We start from the raw sequence: 24,489 nt of genomic DNA on the forward strand, positions 1-24,489 counted from the left end.
CCGTCCGGCGTTTGAGGACGAGCGCGTTAGCGCGATACGGGGGTCTGGGGGCGGAGCCCCCAGGGACGGGACGGGTAGGGGCGGAGGGGGCGAAACAACGGTGGGGCCCACAGGCGTGGCGCAGGTGGGGCACAGGGTTTCCTGAGGCGGGCGGCCTACGGTCGGCGTACGCACTGACTGGAGGTGGGGAACGTGAGGAGCAGTCGGATGGAGAGCACGCAGAAGACGGCCGGGTGGGCGAAGGCCGCACGGAGCCCGTGGACGGTGGTCTGCGCGGTGGCGACGGTCGTCCTGGGCCCGGCGGCGGTCACCGCGTCCGCCCTGGACCAGGCCAACGCGGCCCCGCTGCACCACGCGGTACGGGCCGACCAGCAGCAGGCGTACATCCCCTCGGACTTCGGCCGCCGACGCACAACGGCCTGAACCCGGGTACGGCGTCAGTCCCTGAACCGGTCCCACAGCTTGGGGTAGCGCTCCGCGACGACCGACTCGTTCTCGAAGTCGAGCGGCGCGCCCTCGGGCTCCGCGGCCGCGGGCGGGATGCCCAGGTCGGGAGCGACGGAGCCGGTGAGCTGCTCGTACGCCTCGTCCGCGGCGTAGCCCAGCTCCTCGCCGTCGCCGTCGATCTCCTCGTCGAAGTCCTCCAGGAGGTCGGCGAGCGCGTCCGGATCGTGCACCGCGCCCTCGAAGACCTCCCGGCCCTGGCCGATCAGCCAGCACCGGAAGAAGTCGAACGCGTCGTCGCTGGCGCCGTCGAGCAGCACCCAGGCCGCGCCCCAAAGGTCCCAGCGGTACGCGCGGTTGTAGCGGGCCTCGAAGTGCCGGGCGAAGTCGAGGACCGCATCCGGGTCCAACTGGACGAGCCGCTCGACGAGCAGGTCGGCCTGTTCCTCGGGGTCGCCCTCGGCGGCCTCGCGGGTCGTGTCCACCAGCTCCCAGAACTCCGTCTCGTCCATCACGGGTCAAGCATCGGGCCTGGACGGGAGGGACGCACGTGGAGTGAGGCAGATTGTTATGCGTGCACATGCCGAAGGTAAAACCGTCGGGTTCGTACGCATTTCAAGGGGGCGGTCACCTGTCCCACACGGCGCGGTCACCCAAGTTCAAGCCCTCCGTCACCCAAGCGCAAACGCGCCGTCACCCGTAGAGCGTCGCCAGCCGGACCGCGTCCCGCGCGAAGCGGTCGCGGAGCGTCCCCGGGGCGAGCACCTCCACCTCCGGCCCGAGCGCCGTGAGCTGCGTATGGGCGACCTCCTCGGACTCGACGGGAAGTGTGACGGTCAGCCAGCCCCTGCGGCCGGGGGCGCCGGGCGCGTCCAGGGCCTCCCGCGCGGACGTGGGATCAACGACGTACGGCAGTCGTCGCACGCCGTGCGGGGACAGCCGTACGACGACCTGCGTCCGCAGGATGGACCGGGCGAATTCCTCGGCCCGCTCCTCCCAGAACCCGGGCAGGTCGAAGCCCTCGTCCCGCCGGAAGCGCTCCTCGCCGGGGTCGACCGCGGCGAACCGGTCGATCCGGTACACCCGGAAGGACCCTGCCTCGGGCACCCGGGCGCACAGGTACCAGACGCCCGCCTTGAGGACGAGCCCGTACGGCTCGAGCGCCCGCTCGACCTCTATCTCCGCCTCGCCCCGCCGGTAGCGCGCCACGATCCGCCGGTCGTCCCACACCGCGTCCGCGACCGAGGGCAGCAGCTCGGGCGTCTCGGGCTCGCTGAACCAGGCGGGCGCGTCCAGATGGAACCGCTGCGCCGCCGTGCGCGACGCGTCCCGCAAGGACGGCAACAACGCCGCGGACACCTTCAACCGGGCCGCCGAGGCCGTGTCCTCCAGGCCCATCTCGCGCAGCGCCCCTGGTACCCCGCTCAGGAACAGCGCCTCCGCCTCACTCCGCGCGAGGCCCGTCAGCCGCGTCCGGTACCCCCCGACCAGCCGATATCCCCCGGCCCGCCCCCGGTCCGCGTACACCGGAACCCCCGCCTCCGAGAGGGCCTGCGCGTCCCGCGTGATCGTCCGCTCGGACACCTCCAGCTCCCGCGCCAGCTCGGCGGCGGTCATCGACGGCCTCGACTGGAGCAGCAGCACCATCTTGATCAGACGAGCAGCACGCATAGGTTCATGATGCAGGGCACCACTGACAACGAAGAGACGTACGACAGACGCCGAAGGGGCACGGCAGTCGCCGTACCCCTTCGCCGAGTTGAGCCTCGCGTCGAATCTCAGGTCCTACAGAACCTCAGGTCCTACAGAACCTCAGGTCCTACAGCCCGTAGCGCTCCCGGGCCTCCTTCACCGCCGATGCCTGGACCTCACCGCGGCGGGCGAGCTGCGCCAGCGCCGCGACGACGATCGACTGGGCGTCCACGCCGAAGTGGCGGCGGGCGGCCTCACGGGTGTCGGACAGACCGAAGCCGTCGGCACCGAGCGAGGAGTAGTCCTGCTCGACCCACTGCGCGATCTGGTCGGGTACCTGGCGCATGTAGTCGGAGACCGCGAGGACCGGGCCCTCGGCGCCCTGCAGCGCCTGGCGGACGAACGGCACCCGCTCCTCGCCGCGCAGCAGCGCCGCGTCGGCCTCGAGCGCGTCGCGCCGCAGCTCGGTCCAGGAGGTCGCGGACCACACGTCGGCGGCCACACCCCACTCCTCGGCGAGCAGCTTCTGCGCCTCGAGGGTCCAGTGGATCGCCGTGCCGGAGCCGAGGAGCTGGATGCGCGGCGCGTTGGCGACCGGGGACAGCCCCGCGGACTCGGCCGTGTTGAAGCGGTACAGGCCCTTGACGATGCCTTCGTCGATGCCGAGTCCGGCCGGCTTGGCGGGCTGCGGAATCGGCTCGTTGTAGACGGTCAGGTAGTAGAAGACGTTCGGGTCCTCGCCGGGCGCGGCCTCGCCGTACATGCGGCGCAGACCGTCCTTCACGATCGCCGCCACCTCGTACGCGAACGCCGGGTCGTACGTCAGCGCCGCCGGGTTGGTCGCGGCGATGACGGGGGAGTGGCCGTCGGCGTGCTGCAGACCCTCGCCCGTCAGCGTCGTACGACCGGCCGTCGCGCCGACCAGGAAGCCGCGGCCGAGCTGGTCGCCGAGCTGCCACATCTGGTCGGCCGTGCGCTGCCAGCCGAACATCGAGTAGAAGATGTAGAAGGGGATCATCGCTTCGCCGTGCGTGGCGTACGCGGTGGACGCGGCGATGAAGTCCGCCATGGAACCGGCCTCGGTGATCCCCTCGTTGAGGATCTGGCCGTCCTTGGCCTCCTTGTAGTACATCAGCTGGTCGCGGTCGACCGGCTCGTACGTCTGGCCCTTGGGCGAGTAGATGCCGAGGGACGGGAAGAGGCTCTCCATGCCGAAGGTGCGCGCCTCGTCGGGGACGATCGGCACCCAGCGCCTGCCGGTCTGCTTGTCGCGGACCAGGTCCTTGACCAGGCGGACGAAGGCCATCGTCGTCGCGACGTTCTGCGAGCCGGAGCCCTTGTCGAAGGACGTGAACGCCTTCTCGGCGGGCGCGGGCAGCGGGGCCAGCGCGTGCGTACGGCGGGCCGGGGCCGGGCCGCCGAGGGCCGCGCGGCGCTCCTGGAGGTAACGGACCTCGGGGGCGTCGGCACCGGGGTGACCGTAGGGAACCACACCATCCACGAACTGGCTGTCGGAGATGGGCAGTTCGAGCAGGTCACGCATCTGCTTGAACTCGTCCACCGTCAGCTTCTTCATCTGGTGGTTGGCGTTCTTGGACGCGAAGCCCTCGCCGAGCGTGAAGCCCTTGACCGTCTGGGCCAGGATCACCGTCGGGGCGCCCTTGTGCTCGACGGCCGCCTTGTAGGCCGCGTACACCTTACGCGCCTCGTGACCACCGCGGGAGAGGTGGAAGCACTCGAGGATCTTGTCGTCGCTCAGCAGCTTCGCCATCTCGACGAGCGCCGGGTCGGCGCCGAAGAAGTCCTGGCGGATGTAGGCGGCGTCGCGGGTCTGGTACGTCTGCACCTGCGCGTCGGGTACCTCGCGCAGCCGGCGTACGAGCGCGCCGGTGGTGTCGAGCTGGAACAGCTCGTCCCAGGCCGAACCCCACAGCGACTTGATGACGTTCCAGCCGGCGCCGCGGAACTGGGCCTCCAGCTCCTGCACGATCTTGAAGTTGGCGCGGACCGGGCCGTCGAGGCGCTGCAGGTTGCAGTTGATGACGAAGGTCAGGTTGTCCAGACCCTCGCGGGAGGCGAGCGCGAGTGCCGCGGTCGACTCGGGCTCGTCCATCTCGCCGTCGCCGAGGAACGCCCAGACGTGCGACTGCGAGACGTCCTTGATGCCGCGGTTGGTGAGATAGCGGTTGAAGCGCGCCTGGTAGATGGCGGAGAGCGGGCCGAGGCCCATCGACACCGTCGGGAACTCCCACAGCCAGGGCAGGCGGCGCGGGTGCGGGTACGACGGGAGGCCGCCCCCGCCCGCCTCCTGGCGGAAGTGGTCGAGGTGCTGCTCGGTCAGCCGGCCGTCGAGGAAGGCGCGGGCGTAGATGCCGGGGGAGGCGTGGCCCTGGATGTACAGCTGGTCGCCGGAGCCGTCCGCCTCCTTGCCCTTGAAGAAGTGGTTGAAGCCGGTCTCGTAGAGCCAGGCGGCGGAGGCGAAGGTGGCGATGTGGCCGCCGACGCCGTATTTGCTGCCCCGGGTCACCATCGCGGCCGCGTTCCAGCGGTTCCACGCGGTGATCTTCCGCTCCATCTCCTCATCGCCGTCCACGACGGGCTCGGCGGCGGTGGGGATGGTGTTGACGTAGTCCGTCTCAAGCAGCTTGGGCAGCGCGAGGCCGTTGCCCTCGGCGCGCTCCAGTGTGCGGCGCATCAGGTACGCGGCACGGTGCGGCCCGGCCGCCTTGGTGACGGCATCCAGGGAGGCCTGCCATTCGGCGGTCTCCTCCGGGTCGCGGTCCGGGAGCTGATCGAGCTCGCTCGGCTGGATTGCGGTGGGGTCGGTCATTGCGCCGCCTTCCGGATGCGGAGGGGGGTTCCCTCATCGGTAAGGGGTTTTCGGGGGTGCCCTTGGTCTTTGGCAGGACAGGGCGGCGGGCTTTGGTGGAAGCCCGTCGGTGACTGTAACTCCCTGATCGATGATCGATCAAAGGGTTGCGGGCCAAAACCTCTTCAGATCGAGAAAGTCGGCACCCGGTGCCTTCGAGGCAGGCACCGGGTGCCTTGAAATCGAAGGTTTGCGCAGGTGAGAGCACGCCTGAGCACGTGCTCGCTCCCCTGTGTCAGGCGCGCGGGGCCCTGTGCCGGGTGTGCGGCGGGCTGTGCTGTGCGGGGCGTGCGGGGCATGGCGTCAGGCGCGCGGGGCGCAGCCCAGCACATGCGCCTTCACCAGGTCGGCGATCAGCGGATCCCGCCGCCGGAAGGCGTCCACCAGGGCCTCGTGCTCCTCCGCGTACGACTGCTGCACGGTCCCCAGCCACCGGATCGACAGGGCCGTGAACACCTCGATGCCCAGCCCCTCCCACGTGTGCAGCAGCACGGAGTTCCCGGCGGCCCGCACCAGCTCGCGGTGGAAGGCGACGGTGTGCCGGACCTGCGCGGTCCCGTCCGCCAGCCGGTCGGCCTCGTACAGCGCCGTGACGTGCGGCTCCAGGGCCGAGCAGTCCTCGGCGAGCCGCTCGGCCGCCAGCTCCGCCGCGATGGCCTCCAGACCGGCCCGTACCGGGTAGCTCTCCTCCAGGTCGGCGGCGGTCAGGTTCCTCACCCGTACGCCCTTGTTCGGCGCCGACTCGATCAGCCGCAGCGACTCCAGCTCGCGCAGCGCCTCCCGCACCGGCGTCTGGCTGACCTCCAGCTCGGTCGCGATCCGCCGCTCCACGATCCGCTCGCCCGGCTTCCAGCGCCCGCTGACGATCCCCTCCACGATGTGCTCGCGGATCTGTTCGCGCAGCGAGTGGACGACGGGCGCGGTCATGAGGGCTCCTTTGAACGGGGCGCACCGGCCCCGGGGCGTTTGACGTTTAGACAATAAGGCCGCGCCCCCGCCGGTGAGAGGCGCACGGGGGCGCTTTCCCGCAGGTGAGACGAGACTTACACGCTGTCAGAGTGCCCGCGGCTGTAAAGACCCGTACCGGGTACGGCGCGGAGGTGTCACCACCGTGTCACCCCGAGAACCCGTGAGCCCCCACCCGCCGTGGCGATGGGCAGAGGGGTCGCTGCCATCGGCACCTCCGGTCACATCAGGGGGATGTCATGAAGGGTCGGGTACGCACACTGCGCTGGGCCGTCGCCGCAGCGGCGGCAGCCGCGGTCGTGGGGATGACCACCGGCTGCCAGCCCATGGACACGGGAGCCGCGGCGAAGCCGAGCGGCGGCACGCACTCCCCGGGCTCCTCGCCCGCCGGGGGCTCGGCCGGGCAGCCCGCGGGCCCCGGCGGCGCCTGCGTCTTCGTCAAGCCCGACGGCGCGCAGAAGTTCGGCCACACCGGCTGGGGCTTCCGCATCACGGGCACCGACCGCTGGGAGTACGGCGCGGTCGAGAACCCGACCAACGCGCTCTACACCCCGCCCGGCGGCGACATCGGCGCCTGGCACGCGGAGGGCACGTACGCCCAGATGCTCAGCGACATGTCCCGCGACGCCCACTACCCCGGCAAGTCGACGCACCCGTACAGCCGTTACCGCTGCACGTCCTCGTCGACCAGCGATGTCACCGCGGCCCGCCGCATGATCCGCATCGTCGCGAACCGTGGCTTCCTCGTCGGCGTCGACCCGGAGACAGGCGACCTCGGCTCCCGCGACTGCCTCGACGCGACGTACAACGTCCTCCAGGCGTACCGCACACGGCACTTGACCCCCGCGTACCAGACGGAGATCCCGAACGTGTGGGTGGAGACCCTGGTGCTGTGGACGGACAAGACCCTCAAGCCGCACTAAGCGGCCCTGCTGAGAAACGCGATGCCCCCGCCCGGAAGGTCCCGGACAGGGGCGTCGCACAAGCGATACGGCGATGACGCGGTGCGGGACTACAGGCCGAGCTCGACCTCGAACTCGCCCGCTTCCAGGATCGCCTTGACCGCGGTCAGGTAACGGGCCGCGTCGGCGCCGTCCACCAGACGGTGGTCGTAGGAGAGCGTCAGGTACGTCATGTCGCGGACGCCGATGACGGTGCCCTCCTCCGTCTCGATGACGGCCGGACGCTTGACCGTGGCGCCGATGCCCAGGATCGCGACCTGGTTCGGCGGCACGATGATCGTGTCGAAGAGCGCGCCGCGCGAGCCGGTGTTGGAGATGGTGAAGGTCGCGCCGGACAGCTCGTCCGGGGTGATCTTGTTGGCCCGGACCTTGCCCGCCAGGTCGGCGGTGGCCTTGGCGATGCCGGCGATGTTCAGGTCGCCCGCACCCTTGATGACCGGGGTCATCAGGCCCTTCTCGGAGTCCACCGCGATACCGATGTTCTCGGAGTCGAAGTAGGTGATCGTGCCCTCGGCCTCGTTGATCCGGGCGTTGATGACCGGGTGGGCCTTCAGCGCCTGGGCCGCCGCCTTCACGAAGAACGGCATCGGGGAGAGCTTGACGCCCTCGCGCGCGGCGAAGGAGTCCTTGGCCTGGGCGCGCAGGCGCATCAGGCGGGTGACGTCCACCTCGACGACCGAGGAGAGCTGGGCCTGCTCGTGCAGGGCCTTGACCATGTTGTCGCCGATGACCTTGCGGATGCGCGGCATCTTGACGGTCTGGCCACGGAGGGGGGAGACCTCCAGGACCGGGGCCTTCTTGGCGGCGGCAGCCGGAGCAGCGACCGGAGCCTGAGCGGCGGCAGCAACCTTCGCGGCCTCGGCGGCGGCGAGGACGTCCTGCTTACGGATACGTCCGCCGACGCCGGTGCCCCTGACGGCGGCCAGGTCGACGCCGTTCTCGGCGGCGAGCTTGCGCACCAGCGGGGTCACGTACGCACCCTCGTCGGTGGCCTGCGCGGCGGGCGCCGGAGCCGGGGTGACGGGGGCGGGAGCGGCGACCGGCGCGGGAGCCGGAGCGGCGGGCGCGACCGGGGCCGGAGCCGCGGGCTGGACCGGAGCCGGGGCGGCAGCGGCCGGGGCGGCCGGAGCAGCGGGGGCCGGAGCCGGAGCGGCGGGGGCCGGAGCCGGAGCGGCGGGGGCGGCCGGGGCGGCGGGAGCCGCGGCCGGGGCAGCCGGAGCCGCGGGGGCGGCGGCGGCCGGAGCGGCGCCGGGGGCGCCGATGACGGCGAGCTTGGCGCCGACCTCGGCGGTCTCGTCCTCGCCGACCACGATCTCCAGCAGGACGCCGGCGGCCGGCGAGGGGATCTCGGTGTCGACCTTGTCCGTGGAGACCTCGAGCAGCGGCTCGTCCTCCGCGACCTCCTCGCCGACCTCCTTCAGCCAGCGGGTGACGGTGCCCTCGGTGACCGACTCGCCCAGTGCGGGCAGCACGACGTCGGTACCGGTGGCGCCGCCGGCCGGAGCGGCGGGGGCGGCGGGGGCCGGGGCGGCCGGAGCCGCGGGGGCCTCGGCGACCGGGGCGGGGGCGGGGGCGGCCGGCGCGGCAGCCGGGGCCGGAGCCTCGGCGGCGGCCGGAGCGGGGGCGGCAGCGGGCGCGCCCGTGCCGTCGTCGATGACGGCCAGCTCGGCGCCGACCTCGACCGTCTCGTCCTCGGCGACCTTGATGGAGGCGAGCACGCCGGCGGCGGGCGAGGGGATCTCGGTGTCGACCTTGTCGGTCGACACCTCCAGCAGCGGCTCGTCGGCCTCGACGCGCTCGCCCTCGGCCTTCAGCCAGCGGGTGACAGTGCCCTCGGTGACGCTCTCACCGAGCGCCGGAAGGGTTACGGAAACCGCCATGGTTTCTGTTGCTCCTTACGAATGGTGCGGAAGTCTGTGGTCGTCTTCGCGCCCTACTCGACGCGGTGACTGGGGACAGCCGGCGGCTGATCAGTCGTGCGAGTGCAGCGGCTTGCCCGCGAGGGCCAGGTGGGCCTCGCCGAGCGCCTCGTTCTGCGTCGGGTGGGCGTGGATGAGCTGGGCGACCTCGGCCGGCAGCGCCTCCCAGTTGTAGATCAGCTGGGCCTCGCCGACCTGCTCGCCCATACGGTCGCCGACCATGTGGACGCCGACCACGGCACCGTCCTTCACCTGGACGAGCTTGATCTCGCCCGCGGTGTTGAGGATCTTGCTCTTGCCGTTGCCCGCCAGGTTGTACTTCAGCGCGACGACCTTGTCCGCACCGTAGATCTCCTTGGCCTTGGCCTCGGTGATGCCCACGGAGGCGACCTCGGGGTGGCAGTACGTCACCCGCGGCACACCGTCGTAGTCGATCGGAACGGTCTTCAGACCGGCCAGACGCTCCGCCACCAGGATGCCCTCGGCGAAGCCGACGTGCGCGAGCTGGAGCGTCGGGACCAGGTCACCGACGGCGGAGATGGTCGGGACGTTCGTCCGCATGTACTCGTCGACCAGGACGTAGCCGCGGTCCATCGCGACGCCCTGCTCCTCGTAGCCGAGACCGGCGGAGACCGGGCCGCGGCCGACGGCGACGAGCAGCACCTCGGCCTCGAACTCCTTGCCGTCGGCGAGGGTGACCTTGACACCGTTCTGGGTGTACTCGGCCTTCGAGAAGAAGGTGCCCAGGTTGAACTTGATGCCGCGCTTGCGGAACGCGCGCTCAAGAAGCTTGGAGGAGTTCTCGTCCTCGACCGGGACGAGGTGCTTGAGGCCCTCGATGACCGTGACGTCGGAGCCGAAGGACTTCCACGCGGAGGCGAACTCCACGCCGATGACGCCGCCGCCCAGGATGATCGCGGACTGCGGGACGCGGTCCAGGACCAGCGCGTGGTCGGAAGAGATGATGCGGTTGCCGTCGATCTCCAGGCCCGGCAGCGACTTCGGCACGGAGCCGGTCGCCAGCAGGACGTGGCGGCCCTGGACGCGCCGGCCGTTCACGTCGACGGAGGTGGGGGAGGACAGTCGGCCCTCACCCTCGATGTACGTCACCTTGCGGGACGCGATGAGACCCTGCAGACCCTTGTACAGGCCCGAGATGACCCCGTCCTTGTACTTGTGGACGGCCGGTACGTCGATGCCCTCGAAGGTGGCCTTGACGCCGAACTGCTCGCTCTCGCGGGCCTGGTCGGCGATCTCGCCCGCGTGCAGCAGAGCCTTGGTGGGGATGCACCCACGGTGCAGGCAGGTACCGCCGACCTTGTCCTTCTCGATCAGGGCGACGTCCAGGCCCAGCTGCGCTCCGCGCAGCGCCGCGGCGTAACCGCCGCTACCGCCGCCGAGGATCACTAGGTCGAAAACGGTGCTGGCGTCGTTCGCCACGTCACGTCCTCCATGCATGTGCGCCGTACGCCGGTCGTCCATGACCGCGCGGCGGCTGGTGTCCGGCCGCTCTTTCTCCGGCCCTGTGGTGGGGGCCCTGTCCTGCCGAGCCCCATCTTCGCACTTGTCGGCGGCGTTCGAGACGCCGGGCCGGTGTGTGAGACGTCCCACTGTCCCGTTCACGGCGGACAAAACGGCCCCGGGCGACTTGGCACCCGGGGCCGTACGGAGCGTTCGGCGTCAGCCGAGATCCCCGGCCGCGGTCAGCTCGGCGAGGCGGACCAGGGTGCGTACGGCCGACCCCGTACCCCCCTTCGGCGTGTACCCGAAGGGGCCGGACTCATTGAAGGCCGGGCCCGCGATGTCGAGGTGCGCCCAGGTGATGCCTTCGCCGATGAACTCGCGCAGGAACAGGCCCGCGACCAGCCCGCCGCCCATCCGCTCACCCATGTTGGCGATGTCGGCTGTGGGGGAGTCCATGCCCTTGCGCAGGTGCTCGGGCAGCGGCATCGGCCAGGACGCCTCGCCGACCTCCTCCGCGGCCTCGACGATCGCGGTGCGGAACGCGTCGTCGTTGGCCATCACGCCGAAGGTGCGGTGGCCGAGCGCCAGCACCATCGCTCCGGTCAGCGTCGCCACGTCGACGATCGCGTCCGGCTTCTCCTCGGACGCCTTCCACAGCGCGTCGGCGAGGACCAGGCGGCCCTCGGCGTCCGTGTTGAGAACCTCGACGGTCTTGCCGCTGTACATGCGCAGCACGTCACCGGGACGGGTGGCGGTGCCGGAGGGCATGTTCTCGGCGAGCGCGAGCCAGCCGGTGACGTTGACCTCCAGGCCGAGGCGCGCGGCGGCGACCACGGCGGCGAAAACCGCCGCCGCACCGCTCATGTCGCACTTCATCGTCTCGTTGTGCCCGGCGGGCTTGAGGGAGATGCCGCCCGAGTCGTAGGTGATGCCCTTGCCGACGAAGGCGAGGTGCTTGGTCGCCTTCGGGGAGGTGTACGACAGCTTGACCAGGCGGGGACCGGCGGCGGAGCCCGCGCCGACGCCGAGGATGCCGCCGTAGCCGCCCTTCTCCAGGGCCTTCTCGTCGAGCACCTGCACCTTGATGCCGTGCTCCTTGCCGGCCGCGGTGGCGACGGCGGCGAAGGACTCCGGGTTGAGGTCGTTCGGCGGGGTGTTGATGAGGTCGCGGGCGCGGTTGAGCTCCTCGGTCACGGCGGTGACGCGCGCGATGGCCGCCTTGTACGCCGCGTCGCGGGGCTTGCCGCCGAGCAGCGCGACCTCGCCGAGCGGGGCCTTGCCGTTCTTGGCGGCGTCCCCCGACCTGCCGGTCTCCTTATAGGCGTCGAAGGCATACGCGCCCAGGCGGGCGCCCTCGGCGATGGCACCGGCGTCGGCGGCGTCCGCCATCGGCAGCGCGAAGGCGGCCTTCTTGGCACCGGCGAGGGCGCGGGCGGCCGCACCGGCCGCGCGGCGCAGCGCCTCGGCGCTGAACGTGTCGTCCTTCTCCGGGACCGCTCCCAGGCCGACGGCCACGACGACGGGTGCCTTGAAACCGGAGGGCGCGGGCAGCTTGGTCACCTCGCCCTCGGCCCCGGAGGCACCGAGGGTCTCCAGGATTCGGGCGAGGGAGCCGTCGTACGCCTTGTCCACGGCCTCGGCGCCCGGTGCGACGACCGGGCCCTTGGGGCCCTTCGCGACACCGACGACGATCGCGTCGGCCCGCAGACCGGACGCTGCGGCGGTGCTGAGAGTGAGAGCAGTCACGGTGGTGAAATCTCGCTTCCGTTGAAGTTGCTGTGGCCGAGTGGGGTGGGTCGACCGGGCCCGACGGCTGACCCTAGATCCGGCCTGCGGGGGCGGTCCCTACCGGGGTAGGTAAGTACCCGGGACGAGCCTACGCTCGGGGCCGGGTTTCGCTCATTCCAGCAGGCGTTCACCGACCGGTGGCGTCGTGTCCACTTCTCACCCGTCACTCCCGGTGACCCGCGTCACGCTGGGGGTGTGGCGCCGGGCGTGCTGAGCCCGAGGCCGGTGACCGCCGTGCCGGCCAGGCGGTCGGCCAGGGAGCGGCGGGTGGGGGAGAGCACGGGCAGGGCGTTGAGGAAGAAGAGCACCACGGCGATGCCCCACACCAGGACCGAGAGGGCGAACTCGCCCTCGACCAGGAGGATGCAGGCCAGGGCGTACACGGCGACGTCGGCCGTGGTCGTGATCGCGGCCCGTAGCGCGGCCTTGCGCGGGGCGGTCGGGGTCACCTTGAGGCCGAGCAGGGCCTTGCCGATGGTGCGTCCGGTGAGGGCGAGCGTCGACCACTGGTAGAGGAAGGTGGCGATCACCAGCAGCCCGAAGGCCTGCTCCACATCCCGGACGACCTTGTGCCACAGGGAGAGCCCGAAGCCCTCGGAGGCGTCGACGACATCGCCGCGCGAGGTGAGGATGTCCCAGCCGCCCCGCGTCGCGAGGTCCGGCACGTCCGTCACGAGCGCGGATATCCGGTGGAAGGTGAGCACGGCGAGCGCGGACGCCGCCGCGAGCACCAGCGCGAAGTCGATGAACCAGGCCATGAACCGCCGAAGTTTCGGCACAGACGTCCCCCGATCACGATCTTTTGTCTGTTCGGCGGATCAGATTAGTGGGGGTGGAGGGGCCCGAGAGCCGTCCGCCGGTGATCGTTTCAGCCCAGTGACAGAACGACCAGCGCGGTGGTCGCCGCCGTCTCCGCGAGGCCGCCGAAGACATCGCCCGTAACGCCGCCGAAGCGGCGCGTGCAGTGGCGCAGCAGCAGTTCGGCGACGGCACAGGCGGCGAGCACCGCCACCGCGCCGCGCACGAGGTCGTACGTCCCGAAGAGCGCGCCCGCGCCCGCCGCCGCGCCGACGGCGGCCACCGTCACCAGCAGCGCGCCACGCACCGGCACCGTGCCCGCGACGGCCGCGCCCAGGCCCTCGGGGCGGGCCGGGGGCACCCCGGTGCGGGCGGCCAGGGTGAGGGCGAGGCGGGCCGCGGTCGCCGCGACGACGGCCGCGAAGGCGCCGCGGGCCCACGAGGTGTCGTACGCCTGGAAGAGGGCGGCCACCTGGGCGAGCAGCACGAACAGAAGGGTGATCACACCGAACGGGCCGATGTCCGACTGCTTCATGATCCGCAGCGCGTCCTCGGCGGGCTTGCCGCTGCCGAGCCCGTCCGCGGTGTCGGCGAGGCCGTCCAGGTGCAGGCCGCGGGTGAGCGCGGCCGGTACGGCGGCGGTGGCCACGGCCGCGAGCAGCGGGCCCGCGCCCATCGCGAGCAGTGCCACGCCCACCAGGGCCGCGCCCGCCCCGACCACCAGCCCGGCCACGGGCGCGCACAGCATTCCGCCCCGTGCGGCCTCGCGGTCCCAGCGGGTCACCTTCACGGGCAGCACGGTGAGGGTGCCGAAGGCGAAGCGGAGGCTGTCGGGGAGGGGGGTCTTGGACACCGTCTTGGACACCGGCGCAGGCTATCCGGATGCCCGGGGAGCACAGACAGCGGCTGTGGATAAAGTTCACATATGGGTCATTGGCTGTATCGGAACATCGTCGAGCCGGGAAAATTGCCGCTGTTGCTGGCGCTCGCCTCCTTTGTGCTGACCTTCGTGATCACGCGCGTCATCGTCCGGCTGATCCGTGCGGGCAAAGGTCCGTTCGGCAATGTGAAGGCCGGTGGCCTGCACATCCACCACGTCGTGCCGGGTGTCGTGTTGATCGTGATCGGTGGCTTCGGCGCGGTGGCCAGCAGCCGGTACGGGTTCGGCGCGGGCCTGAGCGCCGTGCTGTTCGGAATCGGCGCGGGCCTGGTGCTCGACGAGTTCGCGTTGGTCCTGCACCTCGACGACGTCTACTGGACCGAGGCCGGCCGCCAGAGCGTCGAGGTCGTGGTGGTCACGGCGGCCCTCGTCGGCCTCGCACTCATCGGCTTCTCGCCGTTCGGGGTCAACGACCTCACCGATGAGGAGCTGCAGGACCGCGGAGGCGTGATTCTGACCGTCGCGGTGAACTTCCTCTTCGCGCTGCTCGCCCTCAGCAAGGGCAAGACGCGCACCGCCGTCTTCGGGGTGGTCATCCCCTTCATCGCCCTGATCGGCGCGGTCCGGCTGGCCCGGCCCGGCTCCCCGTGGGCCAAACGCCTCTACCGCCGACGGCCGCGCGCCCGGGCCAGATCGAGCCTGCGCGCCTACCGCCACGACCGCCGTTGGGTGGGCCCCAGCCGCAAGTTTCAGGACTGGATCGGCGGCAAACCGGATGATGAGCTCACCGGTTCCCTGCCCGAACGCCGGTGACGTCCATGGCGCAGCGCGGAGATCGCGCACACCACCAGGACGGCGGCGATGGCCGCGAGGTGCTCCTTGCCCGCGAGGTTCTCCTTGAGCAGCACCTCCACCACCATGGCCCCGATGACCACACCCGCCGTGACATACGCGCGATAGCGCCAGCCGAGGAACACCGCGAGGCCCACCACGGCCGCCGACGGGCCGGTGTCGACGACCTGCGCGTCCGACCCCGGCAGCCCCAGCGGGCTGTGCGGGCCCAGCGCGATGCCGACGCGCGCGTAGAGCGTCCCGGCCAGCGTGGCGACGTACGCGATGACGAGGGTGCGCCACCAGCCCAGACAGATCTCGGCGATACCGAACACAATGAGGATCTGCGCGAGCGCACCCCACACGGGAAGGTCCAGGGCCGGTACGAACAAGGAGAGCGGGGTGCGCAGCAGGGCCGGCCAGAGCGGCTCCTCGGCCCGTACGGAGCCGATGTTCTGGACGAACCGATAGCCCCACGACTGGTTCTGCGTGAACTGGAGGGCGGCCGTCAGACAGACCGCCCCGAGCGTCATGGGGATCGCTCGCCGGCGCCGTGCGCGAAGGGCCTGCCGCACGGTGACGTACAGCAGTCCCCATTCGGCGCGGGCCCAGCGGGCCGGCGTACTCATCTGTGCGACTCCAGGTGCTTGCGGTGCAGCCACTTCGGCAGCCCCGGCGCCTCCAGAAACCCCTCGGCACGCGCGGACGCGACACCGATGCGCAGCAGGTCCGCGCTCTTCTCGAAGAGCAGGAACCGCGGCTCCCAGATGGGCCGGTACTTGGCGTTGGCGCGGTACAGCGACTCGATCTGCCACCAGCGCGAGAAGAAGCTGAGCAGTGAGCGCCACAGCCTCAGCACCGGCCCGGCGCCGAGGCGTGCGCCACGTTCGAAGACCGAACGGAACATCGCGAAGTTGAGCGAGACCTGAGTGATCTCGATCTCCCGGGCCCGTCGCAGGAGTTCGATCACCATGAACTCCATCAGCCCGTTCTCCGAGTCGCGGTCACGCCGCATCAGGTCCAGGGAGAGCCCGTGCGGCCCCCACGGCACGAACGACAGCACGGCCCTCAACTCGCCCTGCGCGTCGGTGCATTCGAGCATCACGCACTGTCCGTCGTCGGGGTCGCCGAGCCGCCCGAGCGCCATGCTGAACCCGCGCTCGGTCGCCCCGTCCCGCCAGTCGTCGGCGCGCTTCAAGAGGTACGCCATCTCGTCCGCCGCGATGTCCTCGTGGCGCCGGATGCGCACCTGGTACCCGGCGCGCTTGACCCGGTTGTAGGCCTGCCGGACCGTGCGCATGGCCCGCCCCTCGAGGGTGAACTCGGCGGTCTCCACGATGGCCTCGTCGCCCAGCTCCAGCGCGTCGAGACCGTGCCGGGAGTAGATGGTGCCCGCCTCCTCGCTCGCACCCATCACCGCCGGAATCCAGCCGTGCGCGCGGGCCTCGGCGAGCCAGGGCTCGATGGCACCGGGCCACGCCTCCGGGTCGCCGATCGGATCGCCGGAGGCCAGCGAGACCCCGCCGACGACGCGGTACGCCACCACGGCCTTGCCGGTCGGCGACCAGACCACACTCTTCTCCCGGCGCAGCGCGAAATAGCCGAGGGAGTCGCGGTCGCCGTTCCTCTCCAGCAGCGCGCGCAGCCGTTTCTCGTCGTCCTCGGTGAGCGGGTCGACGGCGCGGCGGGAGCGGAAGGCCGCGTAGAAGACGGCGAGGACCAGCACGGTGCTGAGCACGTTGATGGCGACGTTGACCCAGTTGGGCGTCGCGATCCCCGGGAAGTGGGAGTCGTCGGCGGCGACCGAGACCAGTCGCAGGGTGCCGTAGCGCCAGCGGTCCAGGAAGGTCGAACGGTTCGCGCCGTGGGCGTGGTTGGTGACCGTGACCAGCAGTGCGGCGAGCAGCGAGGTGACCAGCAGCCCGCCGACCGCGACGGCCGCGGCGAGCTTCGGGTTCGACCGGTCGCCCTTCGCGTAGAACTCCCGGCGGCCGACGACGAGCGAGGCGACGAACGCCGCGGTCAGGACGAGCGAGATCCAGTTCTGCGCGTACTGGCGGATCTCCGGGAACGCCATCGCCACCGCGAACAGCAGCAGGAACAGCCCGCTGAGGACGAAGTTGAGGATCCACGCGGCCCGCTTGCGCCGCCGCATGGTGATGGCGAGGAACATCGTGAACACACCGGAGGCGAAACCTGCCGTCAGCAGGTACGGCGTGAAGTAGTTCTCCGTGTTGTGCCGGCGCACGTCCTGCCCGAGCGAGACCCACACGGCGCTCAGGAAGTTGATGAACGCGACGGCACGCAGATACCAGACGGCGAAGGCGGCGGCGCGCCGTGAGGCAGCGGTGGACCGCCGGTCCCCGTCCCCCTGGCGGGCCGACGCCCGTTCCTGCTCGATGGCAATTCGGGCATCTCCCATAAAGGGCGATGATATGGGGCGGGGTGGTGTGGGCGGGGGAGGGATGCGGCGGATGATGCGGGCCGGAGGATTGTGACGCGACGGGTTGCGCCGTCGTGCCCGGCGCCGGGCATTCCGCCGCTCCGCGGCCCGTTTCGCGCCGCTCCGCGCCGGGATCTTCGGCGCTCCGCGCCGGTGCTTCCCGCCCACCCGCCCGTCTCGGTCAGCTGCCAACGGCGCCCTCGAACGACCGCTGCCGCGCCGCTCCGCGCCGGGATCTTCGGCGCTCCGCGCCGGTGCTTCCCGCCCACCCGCCCGTCTCGGTCAGCTGCCAACGGCGCCCTCGAACGACCGCTGTCGCGCCGCTACGCGCCGTGTGTTTCCCGCCCACCGGCCCGTCTCGGTCGGCTGCCAACGGCGCCCTCGAACGACCGCTGCCGCGCCGCTACGCGGCCGCGCTTTTAACCGTCCGCCCGCCCGACTCGTCCGCCACAAGGGAAATCCGCCGCAACGGCGCTCAGCCAAGGCGGCGGATTTCGGCGGATCCGAACCGGGCGTAGCCGGTTACTCGTCCTGGGCGGAGGCCTCGGGCTCCGACTCCGGCTTCGGCTCCGGCTTCGGCTCGGGAGACGGTGCCTCAGGCAGCTCGGCTGCCAGGGCCGCCGCTGCCTGGACCAAGGGCAGCGCCAGGAGCGCGCCGGCGCCCTCGCCGACGGTCACCCCGTGGTCGAGGAGGGGCTCGATGGCCATCCGGTCCAGGGCCTTCGCCTGGGCCGGCTCCCCGCTGTTCTGGCCGGCCAGCCACCAGTCCGGCGCGCGGAAGGCGACCCGCTGCCCGACCAGGGCGCACGCCGCCGAGACGACCCCGTCGAGAATGACCGGCATCTTCCGCACCGCGCTCTGCAGCAGGAACCCGGTCATCGCCGCGAGATCCGCCCCGCCGACGGTCGCCAGCAGCTGCAGCTGATCCCCGAGTACGGGCCGGGCCCGCCGCAAGGCGTCCCGCACGGCGGCGCACTTGCGCATCCACGCGAGGTCGTCGATGGCCCGCCCGCCCCGCCCGGTGACGACGGACGCGTCGGTCCCGCACAGCGCGGCGACCAGCACGGCGGCGGCCGTGGTCCCGCCGACGCTGATGTCGCCGAGCACCACCAGATCCGTACCGGAGTCCGCCTCTTCGTCCGCGACGGCGACGCCCGCGCGGAACGCGGCCTCCGCCTCCTCCAGGGTCAGCGCGTCCTCGACGTCGATACGACCCGAACCGCGCCGCACCCGATGCCGTACGACCTCGTCGGGCAGTCCCTCCGGCTCGCAGTCCAGCGCCATGTCGATGACGCGCACCGGCACGCCGAGCCGCCGGGCGAGGATCGCCGCGGGACTCGCGCCCTCCAGGACCGCCCCCACCAACTGGTCGGCGCTGCCCGCGGGCCGCGCCGACACGCCGAGTTCGGCGACCCCGTGGTCGCCCGCGAACAGCACCACACGCGGGTGCTCGATCGGCCGCACCGGCACCGCGGACTGCGCCGCCGCCAGCCACTCACCCAGGTCGTCGAGGCGGCCCAGAGACCCGGGCGGCACGATCTGGCGCTCCCGGCGCGCCTCGGCGTCACGGCGGACGCCTCCGTCGGGGCGCTCGATCAGATCGGTGAAGTCGTCGAGATTAAGCGAGCTCATTCGCCGAACAGTACCGGCAGCGATCGAACACGTCCGCGCCACGTCGTTGCACCCCGGATCGCGATCCGCTCCGTACCGTTTGTGTCGGATTGTCGTATGGCCGGCTGGTCGTTCATCCAGGACCTTGGCCGCCCCTCGTCACGCCACGTTGTCCCACGTCGCCCCACGCCCCCGCGTCCCCCCAGGAGCGCCCATGCCCCCCACCCCGCAGTCGATCGCCGAACGCCGCGCCGCCTACGCCGCCGAACTCGCCCAGGGCACCGACCGCTTCCACGAACCGCGCCGGGAGGACTGCCCCTGGTGCGGCTCGAAGCGGCTGCGCACCCGGTTGCGTACGCCGGACCTCGTGCAGCGCAAGCCCGGTACGTTCGTCGTCGACGAGTGCGGGGACTGCGCGCACGCCTTCCAGAACCCCCGGCTCACCGCGGAGGGGCTGGCCTTCTATCACCGGGACCTGCGCGGCGGCGCCCACGAAGGCCTCGTCGAGCGGCTCCTCGGCGCCCGCGGCAGCCGCGCATGCCACCGCGCCGCCGCCCGCGCGATGCTGCCGTACGGCGAACCGGAGAGCTGGCTCGACGTCGGCACCGGGCACGGGCACTTCCCCGCCGTCGCCAAGGAAGTCCACCCGTACACGGCGTTCGACGGGCTCGACCCCACGCGGCGCGTCGAGAAGGCGCGGGCCGCCCGGCGGATCGAGGAGGCGCACCGCGGCCAGCTCACCGACGCCCGGATCGCCGAGCGGCTGCGCGCCCGCTACGACGTCGTGAGCATGTTCCACCACTTGGAGCACACCCCCGACCCGCGCGAGGAACTGCGCGCCGCCCTGGTGGTCCTGCGGCCCGGCGGACACCTTCTCGTCGAAGTCCCGGACCCCGACTGCGCGTTCGGCGCACTGCTGGGCAAGTGGTGGGTGTCGTACGGCCAGCCGCGCCATCTCCACCTGATGCCGCTGCCCAACCTGCTGGGCGAACTGGAGTCCCTCGGCTGCGAGATCGTCGCGACGGACCGTCGCGAACCGCACATCCCCTACGATCTCGCGGGCGCCCTCGCGCTGGCCCTCGGGCGCGTGCTGCCCGACCTCGACGCGCCCTGGCGGCCCGCGCCGCCGACCCCCCTCCAGCGCACGCTGCACGCCGCCCTGACCCGAGCGTCCAGCCCTCTCCTGGCCTCTACCTCAGCCCTGGACCACGCCCTCGCCCCGTTCCTCCGCCGCACCCGCTTCTCGAACGCCTACCGGATCATCGCCCGGCGGTGAGCCCCGGCCCGCTCCCCCTTTTCCCCGCCGTTCCGCGGCGGTCTCCCCCCGCCCTTTTTTGACCGCTCCGCGGTCCCCGCACCCCGCCGCTCCGCGGTCCTCACCCCCGCAGAGCCACCGCCTGCCCCGCCACCACCAGCACCACGTGCTCGCACTCTCCTGCGAACACCGCGTTCAACCGCCCGAGTTCGTCGCGGTAGCGGCGTCCCGACGCGGTGGCGGGGACGATGCCGGAGCCGACCTCGTTGGAGACGGCGACGATGGTGCGGCGGGTGCGGCGGACGGCGGTGGTCAGCTCCTCGACCCGGGCCCGCAGCGCGCGCTCGCCGCCGTCCGCCCACTCCGCGTCGTCCCAGGCGTTCACGGAGTCCATCGCGTCCGTCAGCCACAGGGACAGACAGTCGATGAGCAGGGGAGGGCCGTCCTCCTCCAGGAGGGGGACGAGGTCGCAGGTCTCGGCGGTGCGCCAGGAGCCGGGGCGCCGCTCACGGTGCGCGCTGACCCGCGAGGCCCACTCGGTGTCCCCGTTGCGGGAGCCGCCCGTCGCGACGTACAGGACGTCGGGGAAGCTCTCCAGCCGCCGCTCCGCCTCCACCGACTTGCCCGAACGCGCGCCTCCGACCACGAGGGTGCGGCGCGGCACGTCCGGTACGTCCTCGTAGACGCCGACGTCCAGCGTCGTCCCGTCCGGCACCGCCCGCGCACCCGCCGCCGCGAGCCGCCGCCGCAGTTCCGGGCCCGGCGGTACCTCGTGGTCGAGGTGCACCGCGATCACGTCCGTCGTCGGCCCGACCGCTCCGACCGCCCGCAGCTTCGCCAGAGCGTCGGGGCGCCGCACGACATCGGCGAGCACCATGTCGTACGCGGCACCGTTCGCGTCGAGCCCGGCGGGCGCCGCACCCGGCGGCAGATAGAGCAGCCGCTGCCCGTCCGGCCCGGTCACCGCGTACCCCGTGCCGGGCGCGTCCAAGGCCACCGCCCGCACCCGGTGCCCGGTGAGCAGCGCCAACTCACGCCCGTCGGGCACCCGCCCGGGCTGCGGCAGCCCGGCCGGCACCTCGACCGGGGGGCCGTCGTGCGGATGCGAGAGCAGTACCTGCCGTACGCCGCCCAGCGAGTGCCCGGCGCGGGCGGCCGCGAATGCCGCGCCGGGCGTCAGGTCCAGCAGCAGCGTGCCGTCCACGAGCAGCGCGGTGGCCGCCCGCGCGTCCTCGCCGAGCGCGGTCGCGCAGGCCGCGCAGGGACAGTCGGGGCGGGGCAGGCCCTCGGGGGCGCCGGTGCCGAGCAGAGTCAGTTCCACGAGGTTGATTTTTGCGTGTCCCCGCAGGTCTTGCGCGTCCGGCTAGGCCCTGTCGTCAAATTCCCGTCGTCCGCCCGGAGGGCGGGCCTCGCGGCGTCAGGTGCGTGCTCTCGGCGTGCCGGGCCCAGAGCCTCGTACTGGATGTACTTGAGTCTGGGCCCGGTGCGGCGAGTGGGGGCACCTCCCACGCCCTCAAGGCAGTGGGGGAGCGTGCATGGCGTCTCGAGGCAGGCGGGAATTTGACGACAGGGCCTAGGCTTCGGACAGGAGCCGGATCTTGTCCGGCTTTCGCTGTGGAGTGTGCTCATACCCTGGAGGCGTACATGGCGGCATGGACGTGGCGGTTCGAGAAGTCCGACGGGACAGAGGTCCAACCCGCGGTGCAGCCCGAGGAGTTCACCACGCAGGGGGACGCCGAGTCCTGGATCGGCGAGGTGTGGAAGGACCTTCTGGAGGGCGGCGCGGACCAGGTGTTCCTCTTCGAGGACAGCACCAAGATCTACGGGCCGATGAGCCTGCACGCCGAGCCGGAGTAGGCCGGTCGGGGTTGCCGGGCCGGTCCCCGGCAACCCACTCCCCTGTACGTGCCCGGCGCCCACCGCTCACCCGACGTCAGATCTCGCCCAACGTCACCTCCACCGTCTCCTCGCTCCCGCCCCGCAGGAACGTCACCTTCGTCTTGCCGCCCGGTTTTTCCGCCGCGAGCGCCTCGGCGAGCGAGGTGATCGTGGTGATGTCGGTGTCGCCGACCTTGGTGATGACGTCGCCGGGCCGGATGCCCGCCTTGTCGGCCGCGCCGCCGCTCTTCACCTCGACCACGGCGACCCCCACGGGCTGGTAGTCGTCGTTGACGACCGTACGGCCGGTGATGTCGAGCGCGGCCCGTCCCGAGTTGGTGACCCTGCCGTTCTTGATGATCTGGTCGGCGATGGTCTTCACCATCGACGCGGGGATCGCGAAGCCGATGCCGGGTGCGCTGCCTCCGAGATCGGGGGCGGTGGCGGCGAGGGTGGGGATGCCGATGACCTGACCGTCGAGATTCACCAGCGCGCCGCCGCTGTTGCCGGGGTTGATCGCCGCCGACGTCTGCACCAGGTTCCCGATGGTCGCTCCCGTACCGCCGTCGGTACGGTCCTCGCTGACGGTGCGTCCGGTCGCCGAGACGATGCCCTGGGTCACGCTGGACGACAGCCCGAGCGGCGACCCCATCGCCAGGACGATCTGGCCGACCTCGACCTTCGACGAGTCCCCGAAGTCGGCCGCCTTCAGCCTTTCGGGCAAGTTGTCCAGCTTGATGACGGCGAGATCCTGGTCCGGGTACGCGTAGACGAGCGTCGCCGTCAGCTCGTCCTCGCTGTTGGCGGTCGTGACCCTGAACTTCCTCTCGTCCCCGACCACGTGCGCGTTGGTGACGATGTGCCCCTTGTCGTCGTAGACGACCCCCGACCCCAGATCGTGGCTCGCCTGGATCTGCACCACCGACGGCAGGGCTTCCTTGATCACCCTCAGGTAGTCGTCCTCAAGGTCATTGTTCGCCGCGGGGACGGCGGCCTGCGTCGTCGTCGAGCCGTCCTTCTTGGACGACGAGGAGTCGTCGGAACAGCCGCAGAGCAGGGCCGCCGCACAGGTGAGAACGGCTACGGGCGCGAGGAGCCGGAAGGTGCGGAGGCGAGGGCGATGGCGAGGGCGGGTGCGGGGACGAGTACGGGGGCGGGTACGCGTACGGGAAGCATCCATGCCCGAAGTGTCCCTTTTCGAGGGATGTCCCGACCCGTGAGGCACACCCGAACGGGTCGCTCAGCCACGCACTCCGCACAGGTGCAGCAACGCCGCCACCTGCCGATAGGGATCCGTACGCCCGGCCCGCTCCTCGGCGGCCAGGAGAGTCTCCACATCCGGCGGAACCGGCGCCCCGTCGGCCGCGGTGTCCGTGAAGACCCGCACCCCGTACCAGGCGTGCAACGGCGCCCCGATCCCCGCGAGCGTGGCCGTCAGCGTGGCGAGCCGGTCGGCGCGCACATCGAGGCCGAGCCGGTTGGTGTACGCGGTCGTGTCGAACGAGGCGAGCGTCGCCGCCCAGTCCCCGGACAGGCCGGGCCGCATGGCCAGCGCGTCCGCGTTCCGCACGAGCAGCGAGAGCAGCCCGCCGGGGGCCAGCATCCGCGCCAGGCCGGCGAGCAGAGCGTCCGGCTCCTCGACGTACATCAGTACGCCGTGGCACAGCACCACGTCGAAGCTGCCCGGCAGGAAGTGGACGCCGGTCTCGCGCCCGTCGCCCTCGATGAGGCGGACACGGCTACGGATGCCCTCGGGCTCGGCGGCCAGCGCCTCGCGGGCCACGGCGAGCATCTTCGCGTCCTGCTCCAGGCCGGTCACCTGGTGCCCGGCGCGGGCCAGGCGCAGCGCCTGCGTGCCCTGGCCCATCCCGACGTCGAGGACCCGCAGCCGCCGGCCCACCGGGAACCGTGCGGCTATCTGCTCGTCGAGCTGCCGGGCCACCAGCTCCTGTCGTACGACATCACGCAGCCCGCCCAGCTTGTTCAGCCAGGCGTCCGCCGCGCCCCCGGAGAAAGACGTCGTGCTCAGGGCCGCTCTCCGCGCTTGACCTGCGGCTTCGGCAGCCTCAGGCGACGCATCTGGAGAGTGCGCATCAGCGCGTAGGGGACCGCGCCCTTCTTGGGCAGGTCGGGGAAGCGCGCGTTCAGCTGCTTCCTCAGCCGGATCGCGATACCGATCGAGTCGACCACGATCATCACGATCACGACGAGCCACAGCAGCAGCGCGATGTTCTGCAGCGAGCCCACGCGGACCATGCTCAGGACGAGGATGACCACGGCCAGCGGCAGGAAGAACTCGGCGATGCAGAACCGCGAGTCCACGAAGTCGCGAGCGAACTTCCGCACCGGCCCCTTGTCACGGGCGGGCAGATAGCGCTCGTCACCACTGGCCAGCGCCTGGCGCTGCCGCTCCATCGCGGCACGGCGATCGTCGCGCTGCCGCTTGGCCGCCTCCTTGCGCGTCGTCGGCGTATTGGCGACGCTGCGACGCTGGGTCTGGGCCTCACTGCGCTTGGGCGTGGGGCGGCCCTTGGGGGCCTGCGGATCACGGGTCTGCTTGGAGTCGGTCACCTGCGCCTTGTCGGCGGGGGCCTTCTCTTCCTTGGCACGGCTACGGAACACAAAACCCAAGGGTACGGGGTTCGGGGGCATGGACGTCGTTCGAGTGGGGAACGATCCGGCAACACCG

21 protein-coding genes are annotated in these 24,489 nt (G+C 71.7%); 5 read left to right on the forward strand and 16 right to left on the reverse strand.

Going from position 1 to position 24,489, the window contains the following annotated elements; genetic code table 11:
• Nucleotides 1-207 precede the first annotated feature (207 nt).
• A complete protein-coding gene (locus ACFY0T_RS34215; RefSeq protein WP_388879507.1) occupies nucleotides 208-423 on the forward strand; it encodes a hypothetical protein in 216 nt (71 codons plus the stop codon).
• Nucleotides 424-437: 14 nt separating this feature from the next.
• Here ACFY0T_RS34215 and ACFY0T_RS34220 read toward each other — a convergent pair whose 3' ends face one another.
• From ACFY0T_RS34220 to ACFY0T_RS34235, 4 genes are all read right to left on the reverse strand, one after another.
• Entirely contained in the window at nucleotides 438-956 is a 519-nt protein-coding gene (locus tag ACFY0T_RS34220) for a DUF4240 domain-containing protein (protein WP_388880057.1), read from the reverse strand.
• Between the two features lie 181 nt (nucleotides 957-1,137).
• The gene (locus ACFY0T_RS34225; RefSeq protein ID WP_388879510.1) at nucleotides 1,138-2,115 is read right to left on the reverse strand and encodes a helix-turn-helix transcriptional regulator; all 978 of its coding nucleotides are present in this window, start codon (nucleotides 2,113-2,115) and stop codon (nucleotides 1,138-1,140) included.
• A 148-nt stretch (nucleotides 2,116-2,263) separates the two neighbouring features.
• The gene (gene aceE / locus ACFY0T_RS34230; protein WP_388879513.1) at nucleotides 2,264-4,966 is read right to left on the reverse strand and encodes a pyruvate dehydrogenase (acetyl-transferring), homodimeric type; all 2,703 of its coding nucleotides are present in this window, start codon (nucleotides 4,964-4,966) and stop codon (nucleotides 2,264-2,266) included.
• 342 nt (nucleotides 4,967-5,308) lie between these two features.
• Nucleotides 5,309-5,932, reverse strand: a complete 624-nt coding sequence (locus tag ACFY0T_RS34235) for a GntR family transcriptional regulator (RefSeq protein WP_388879516.1) — start codon at nucleotides 5,930-5,932, stop codon at nucleotides 5,309-5,311.
• 278 nt (nucleotides 5,933-6,210) lie between these two features.
• On the opposite strand from ACFY0T_RS34235, the gene ACFY0T_RS34240 reads away from it, so the two are divergent.
• Nucleotides 6,211-6,894: a hypothetical protein gene (locus tag ACFY0T_RS34240; RefSeq protein ID WP_388879519.1), complete on the forward strand. Its 684-nt coding sequence runs from the start codon at nucleotides 6,211-6,213 to the stop codon at nucleotides 6,892-6,894.
• A gap of 89 nt (nucleotides 6,895-6,983) precedes the next feature.
• Here ACFY0T_RS34240 and sucB read toward each other — a convergent pair whose 3' ends face one another.
• The 5 genes from sucB to ACFY0T_RS34265 form a co-directional block, all read right to left on the reverse strand.
• The gene (sucB, locus tag ACFY0T_RS34245; RefSeq protein WP_388879522.1) at nucleotides 6,984-8,813 is read right to left on the reverse strand and encodes a 2-oxoglutarate dehydrogenase, E2 component, dihydrolipoamide succinyltransferase; all 1,830 of its coding nucleotides are present in this window, start codon (nucleotides 8,811-8,813) and stop codon (nucleotides 6,984-6,986) included.
• A 90-nt stretch (nucleotides 8,814-8,903) separates the two neighbouring features.
• The gene (gene lpdA, locus ACFY0T_RS34250; RefSeq protein WP_388879525.1) at nucleotides 8,904-10,292 is read right to left on the reverse strand and encodes a dihydrolipoyl dehydrogenase; all 1,389 of its coding nucleotides are present in this window, start codon (nucleotides 10,290-10,292) and stop codon (nucleotides 8,904-8,906) included.
• Nucleotides 10,293-10,532: 240 nt separating this feature from the next.
• Nucleotides 10,533-12,062 carry a leucyl aminopeptidase gene (locus ACFY0T_RS34255; RefSeq protein ID WP_388879528.1) on the reverse strand — a complete coding sequence of 510 codons (1,530 nt, stop codon included), beginning with the start codon at nucleotides 12,060-12,062 and terminating at the stop codon, nucleotides 10,533-10,535.
• A 224-nt stretch (nucleotides 12,063-12,286) separates the two neighbouring features.
• Nucleotides 12,287-12,862: an RDD family protein gene (locus ACFY0T_RS34260; RefSeq protein WP_388879531.1), complete on the reverse strand. Its 576-nt coding sequence runs from the start codon at nucleotides 12,860-12,862 to the stop codon at nucleotides 12,287-12,289.
• A gap of 110 nt (nucleotides 12,863-12,972) precedes the next feature.
• Complete coding sequence (locus ACFY0T_RS34265) at nucleotides 12,973-13,755, reverse strand: adenosylcobinamide-GDP ribazoletransferase (RefSeq protein WP_388880060.1); 783 nt, start codon at nucleotides 13,753-13,755, stop codon at nucleotides 12,973-12,975.
• Nucleotides 13,756-13,827: 72 nt separating this feature from the next.
• On the opposite strand from ACFY0T_RS34265, the gene ACFY0T_RS34270 reads away from it, so the two are divergent.
• On the forward strand, nucleotides 13,828-14,595 hold the full coding sequence (locus ACFY0T_RS34270) for a hypothetical protein (RefSeq protein WP_388879534.1): 768 nt from the start codon (nucleotides 13,828-13,830) through the stop codon (nucleotides 14,593-14,595).
• Here the strand turns inward: ACFY0T_RS34270 and ACFY0T_RS34275 are convergent.
• The 3 genes from ACFY0T_RS34275 to cobT all read right to left on the reverse strand — a co-directional run bounded on the left by ACFY0T_RS34275 (nucleotide 14,532) and on the right by cobT (nucleotide 18,688).
• A complete protein-coding gene (locus ACFY0T_RS34275) occupies nucleotides 14,532-15,242 on the reverse strand; it encodes a hypothetical protein (protein WP_388879537.1) in 711 nt (236 codons plus the stop codon). The genes ACFY0T_RS34270 and ACFY0T_RS34275 overlap by 64 nt on opposite strands.
• Nucleotides 15,239-17,035: a phosphatidylglycerol lysyltransferase domain-containing protein gene (locus ACFY0T_RS34280; protein WP_388879540.1), complete on the reverse strand. Its 1,797-nt coding sequence runs from the start codon at nucleotides 17,033-17,035 to the stop codon at nucleotides 15,239-15,241. The genes ACFY0T_RS34275 and ACFY0T_RS34280 overlap by 4 nt, the downstream gene beginning before the upstream one ends.
• Nucleotides 17,036-17,578: 543 nt before the next feature.
• A complete protein-coding gene (gene cobT / locus ACFY0T_RS34285; protein ID WP_388879543.1) occupies nucleotides 17,579-18,688 on the reverse strand; it encodes a nicotinate-nucleotide--dimethylbenzimidazole phosphoribosyltransferase in 1,110 nt (369 codons plus the stop codon).
• A gap of 193 nt (nucleotides 18,689-18,881) precedes the next feature.
• Here cobT and ACFY0T_RS34290 point away from each other — a divergent pair, with 193 nt between their 5' ends.
• Nucleotides 18,882-19,943: a class I SAM-dependent methyltransferase gene (locus ACFY0T_RS34290; RefSeq protein WP_388879546.1), complete on the forward strand. Its 1,062-nt coding sequence runs from the start codon at nucleotides 18,882-18,884 to the stop codon at nucleotides 19,941-19,943.
• A gap of 100 nt (nucleotides 19,944-20,043) precedes the next feature.
• Here ACFY0T_RS34290 and ACFY0T_RS34295 read toward each other — a convergent pair whose 3' ends face one another.
• Nucleotides 20,044-21,243, reverse strand: a complete 1,200-nt coding sequence (locus tag ACFY0T_RS34295; protein ID WP_388879550.1) for a bifunctional adenosylcobinamide kinase/adenosylcobinamide-phosphate guanylyltransferase — start codon at nucleotides 21,241-21,243, stop codon at nucleotides 20,044-20,046.
• A gap of 323 nt (nucleotides 21,244-21,566) precedes the next feature.
• On the opposite strand from ACFY0T_RS34295, the gene ACFY0T_RS34300 reads away from it, so the two are divergent.
• Nucleotides 21,567-21,779, forward strand: coding sequence for a hypothetical protein (locus tag ACFY0T_RS34300; protein WP_054231569.1), 213 nt, complete (start codon nucleotides 21,567-21,569; stop codon nucleotides 21,777-21,779).
• A gap of 76 nt (nucleotides 21,780-21,855) precedes the next feature.
• Here the strand turns inward: ACFY0T_RS34300 and ACFY0T_RS34305 are convergent, their stop codons facing one another.
• The 3 genes from ACFY0T_RS34305 to ACFY0T_RS34315 form a co-directional block, all read right to left on the reverse strand.
• Nucleotides 21,856-22,980, reverse strand: a complete 1,125-nt coding sequence (locus tag ACFY0T_RS34305) for a S1C family serine protease (protein WP_388879553.1) — start codon at nucleotides 22,978-22,980, stop codon at nucleotides 21,856-21,858.
• 60 nt (nucleotides 22,981-23,040) lie between these two features.
• On the reverse strand, nucleotides 23,041-23,742 hold the full coding sequence (locus ACFY0T_RS34310) for a class I SAM-dependent methyltransferase (protein ID WP_388879556.1): 702 nt from the start codon (nucleotides 23,740-23,742) through the stop codon (nucleotides 23,041-23,043).
• A gap of 83 nt (nucleotides 23,743-23,825) precedes the next feature.
• The gene (locus ACFY0T_RS34315; protein ID WP_388879559.1) at nucleotides 23,826-24,452 is read right to left on the reverse strand and encodes a DUF3043 domain-containing protein; all 627 of its coding nucleotides are present in this window, start codon (nucleotides 24,450-24,452) and stop codon (nucleotides 23,826-23,828) included.
• Nucleotides 24,453-24,489: the final 37 nt, after the last annotated feature.

The sequence above is a fragment of the Streptomyces sp. NPDC001530 genome (genome assembly GCF_042894545.1).
GTDB lineage: Bacteria > Actinomycetota > Actinomycetes > Streptomycetales > Streptomycetaceae > Streptomyces.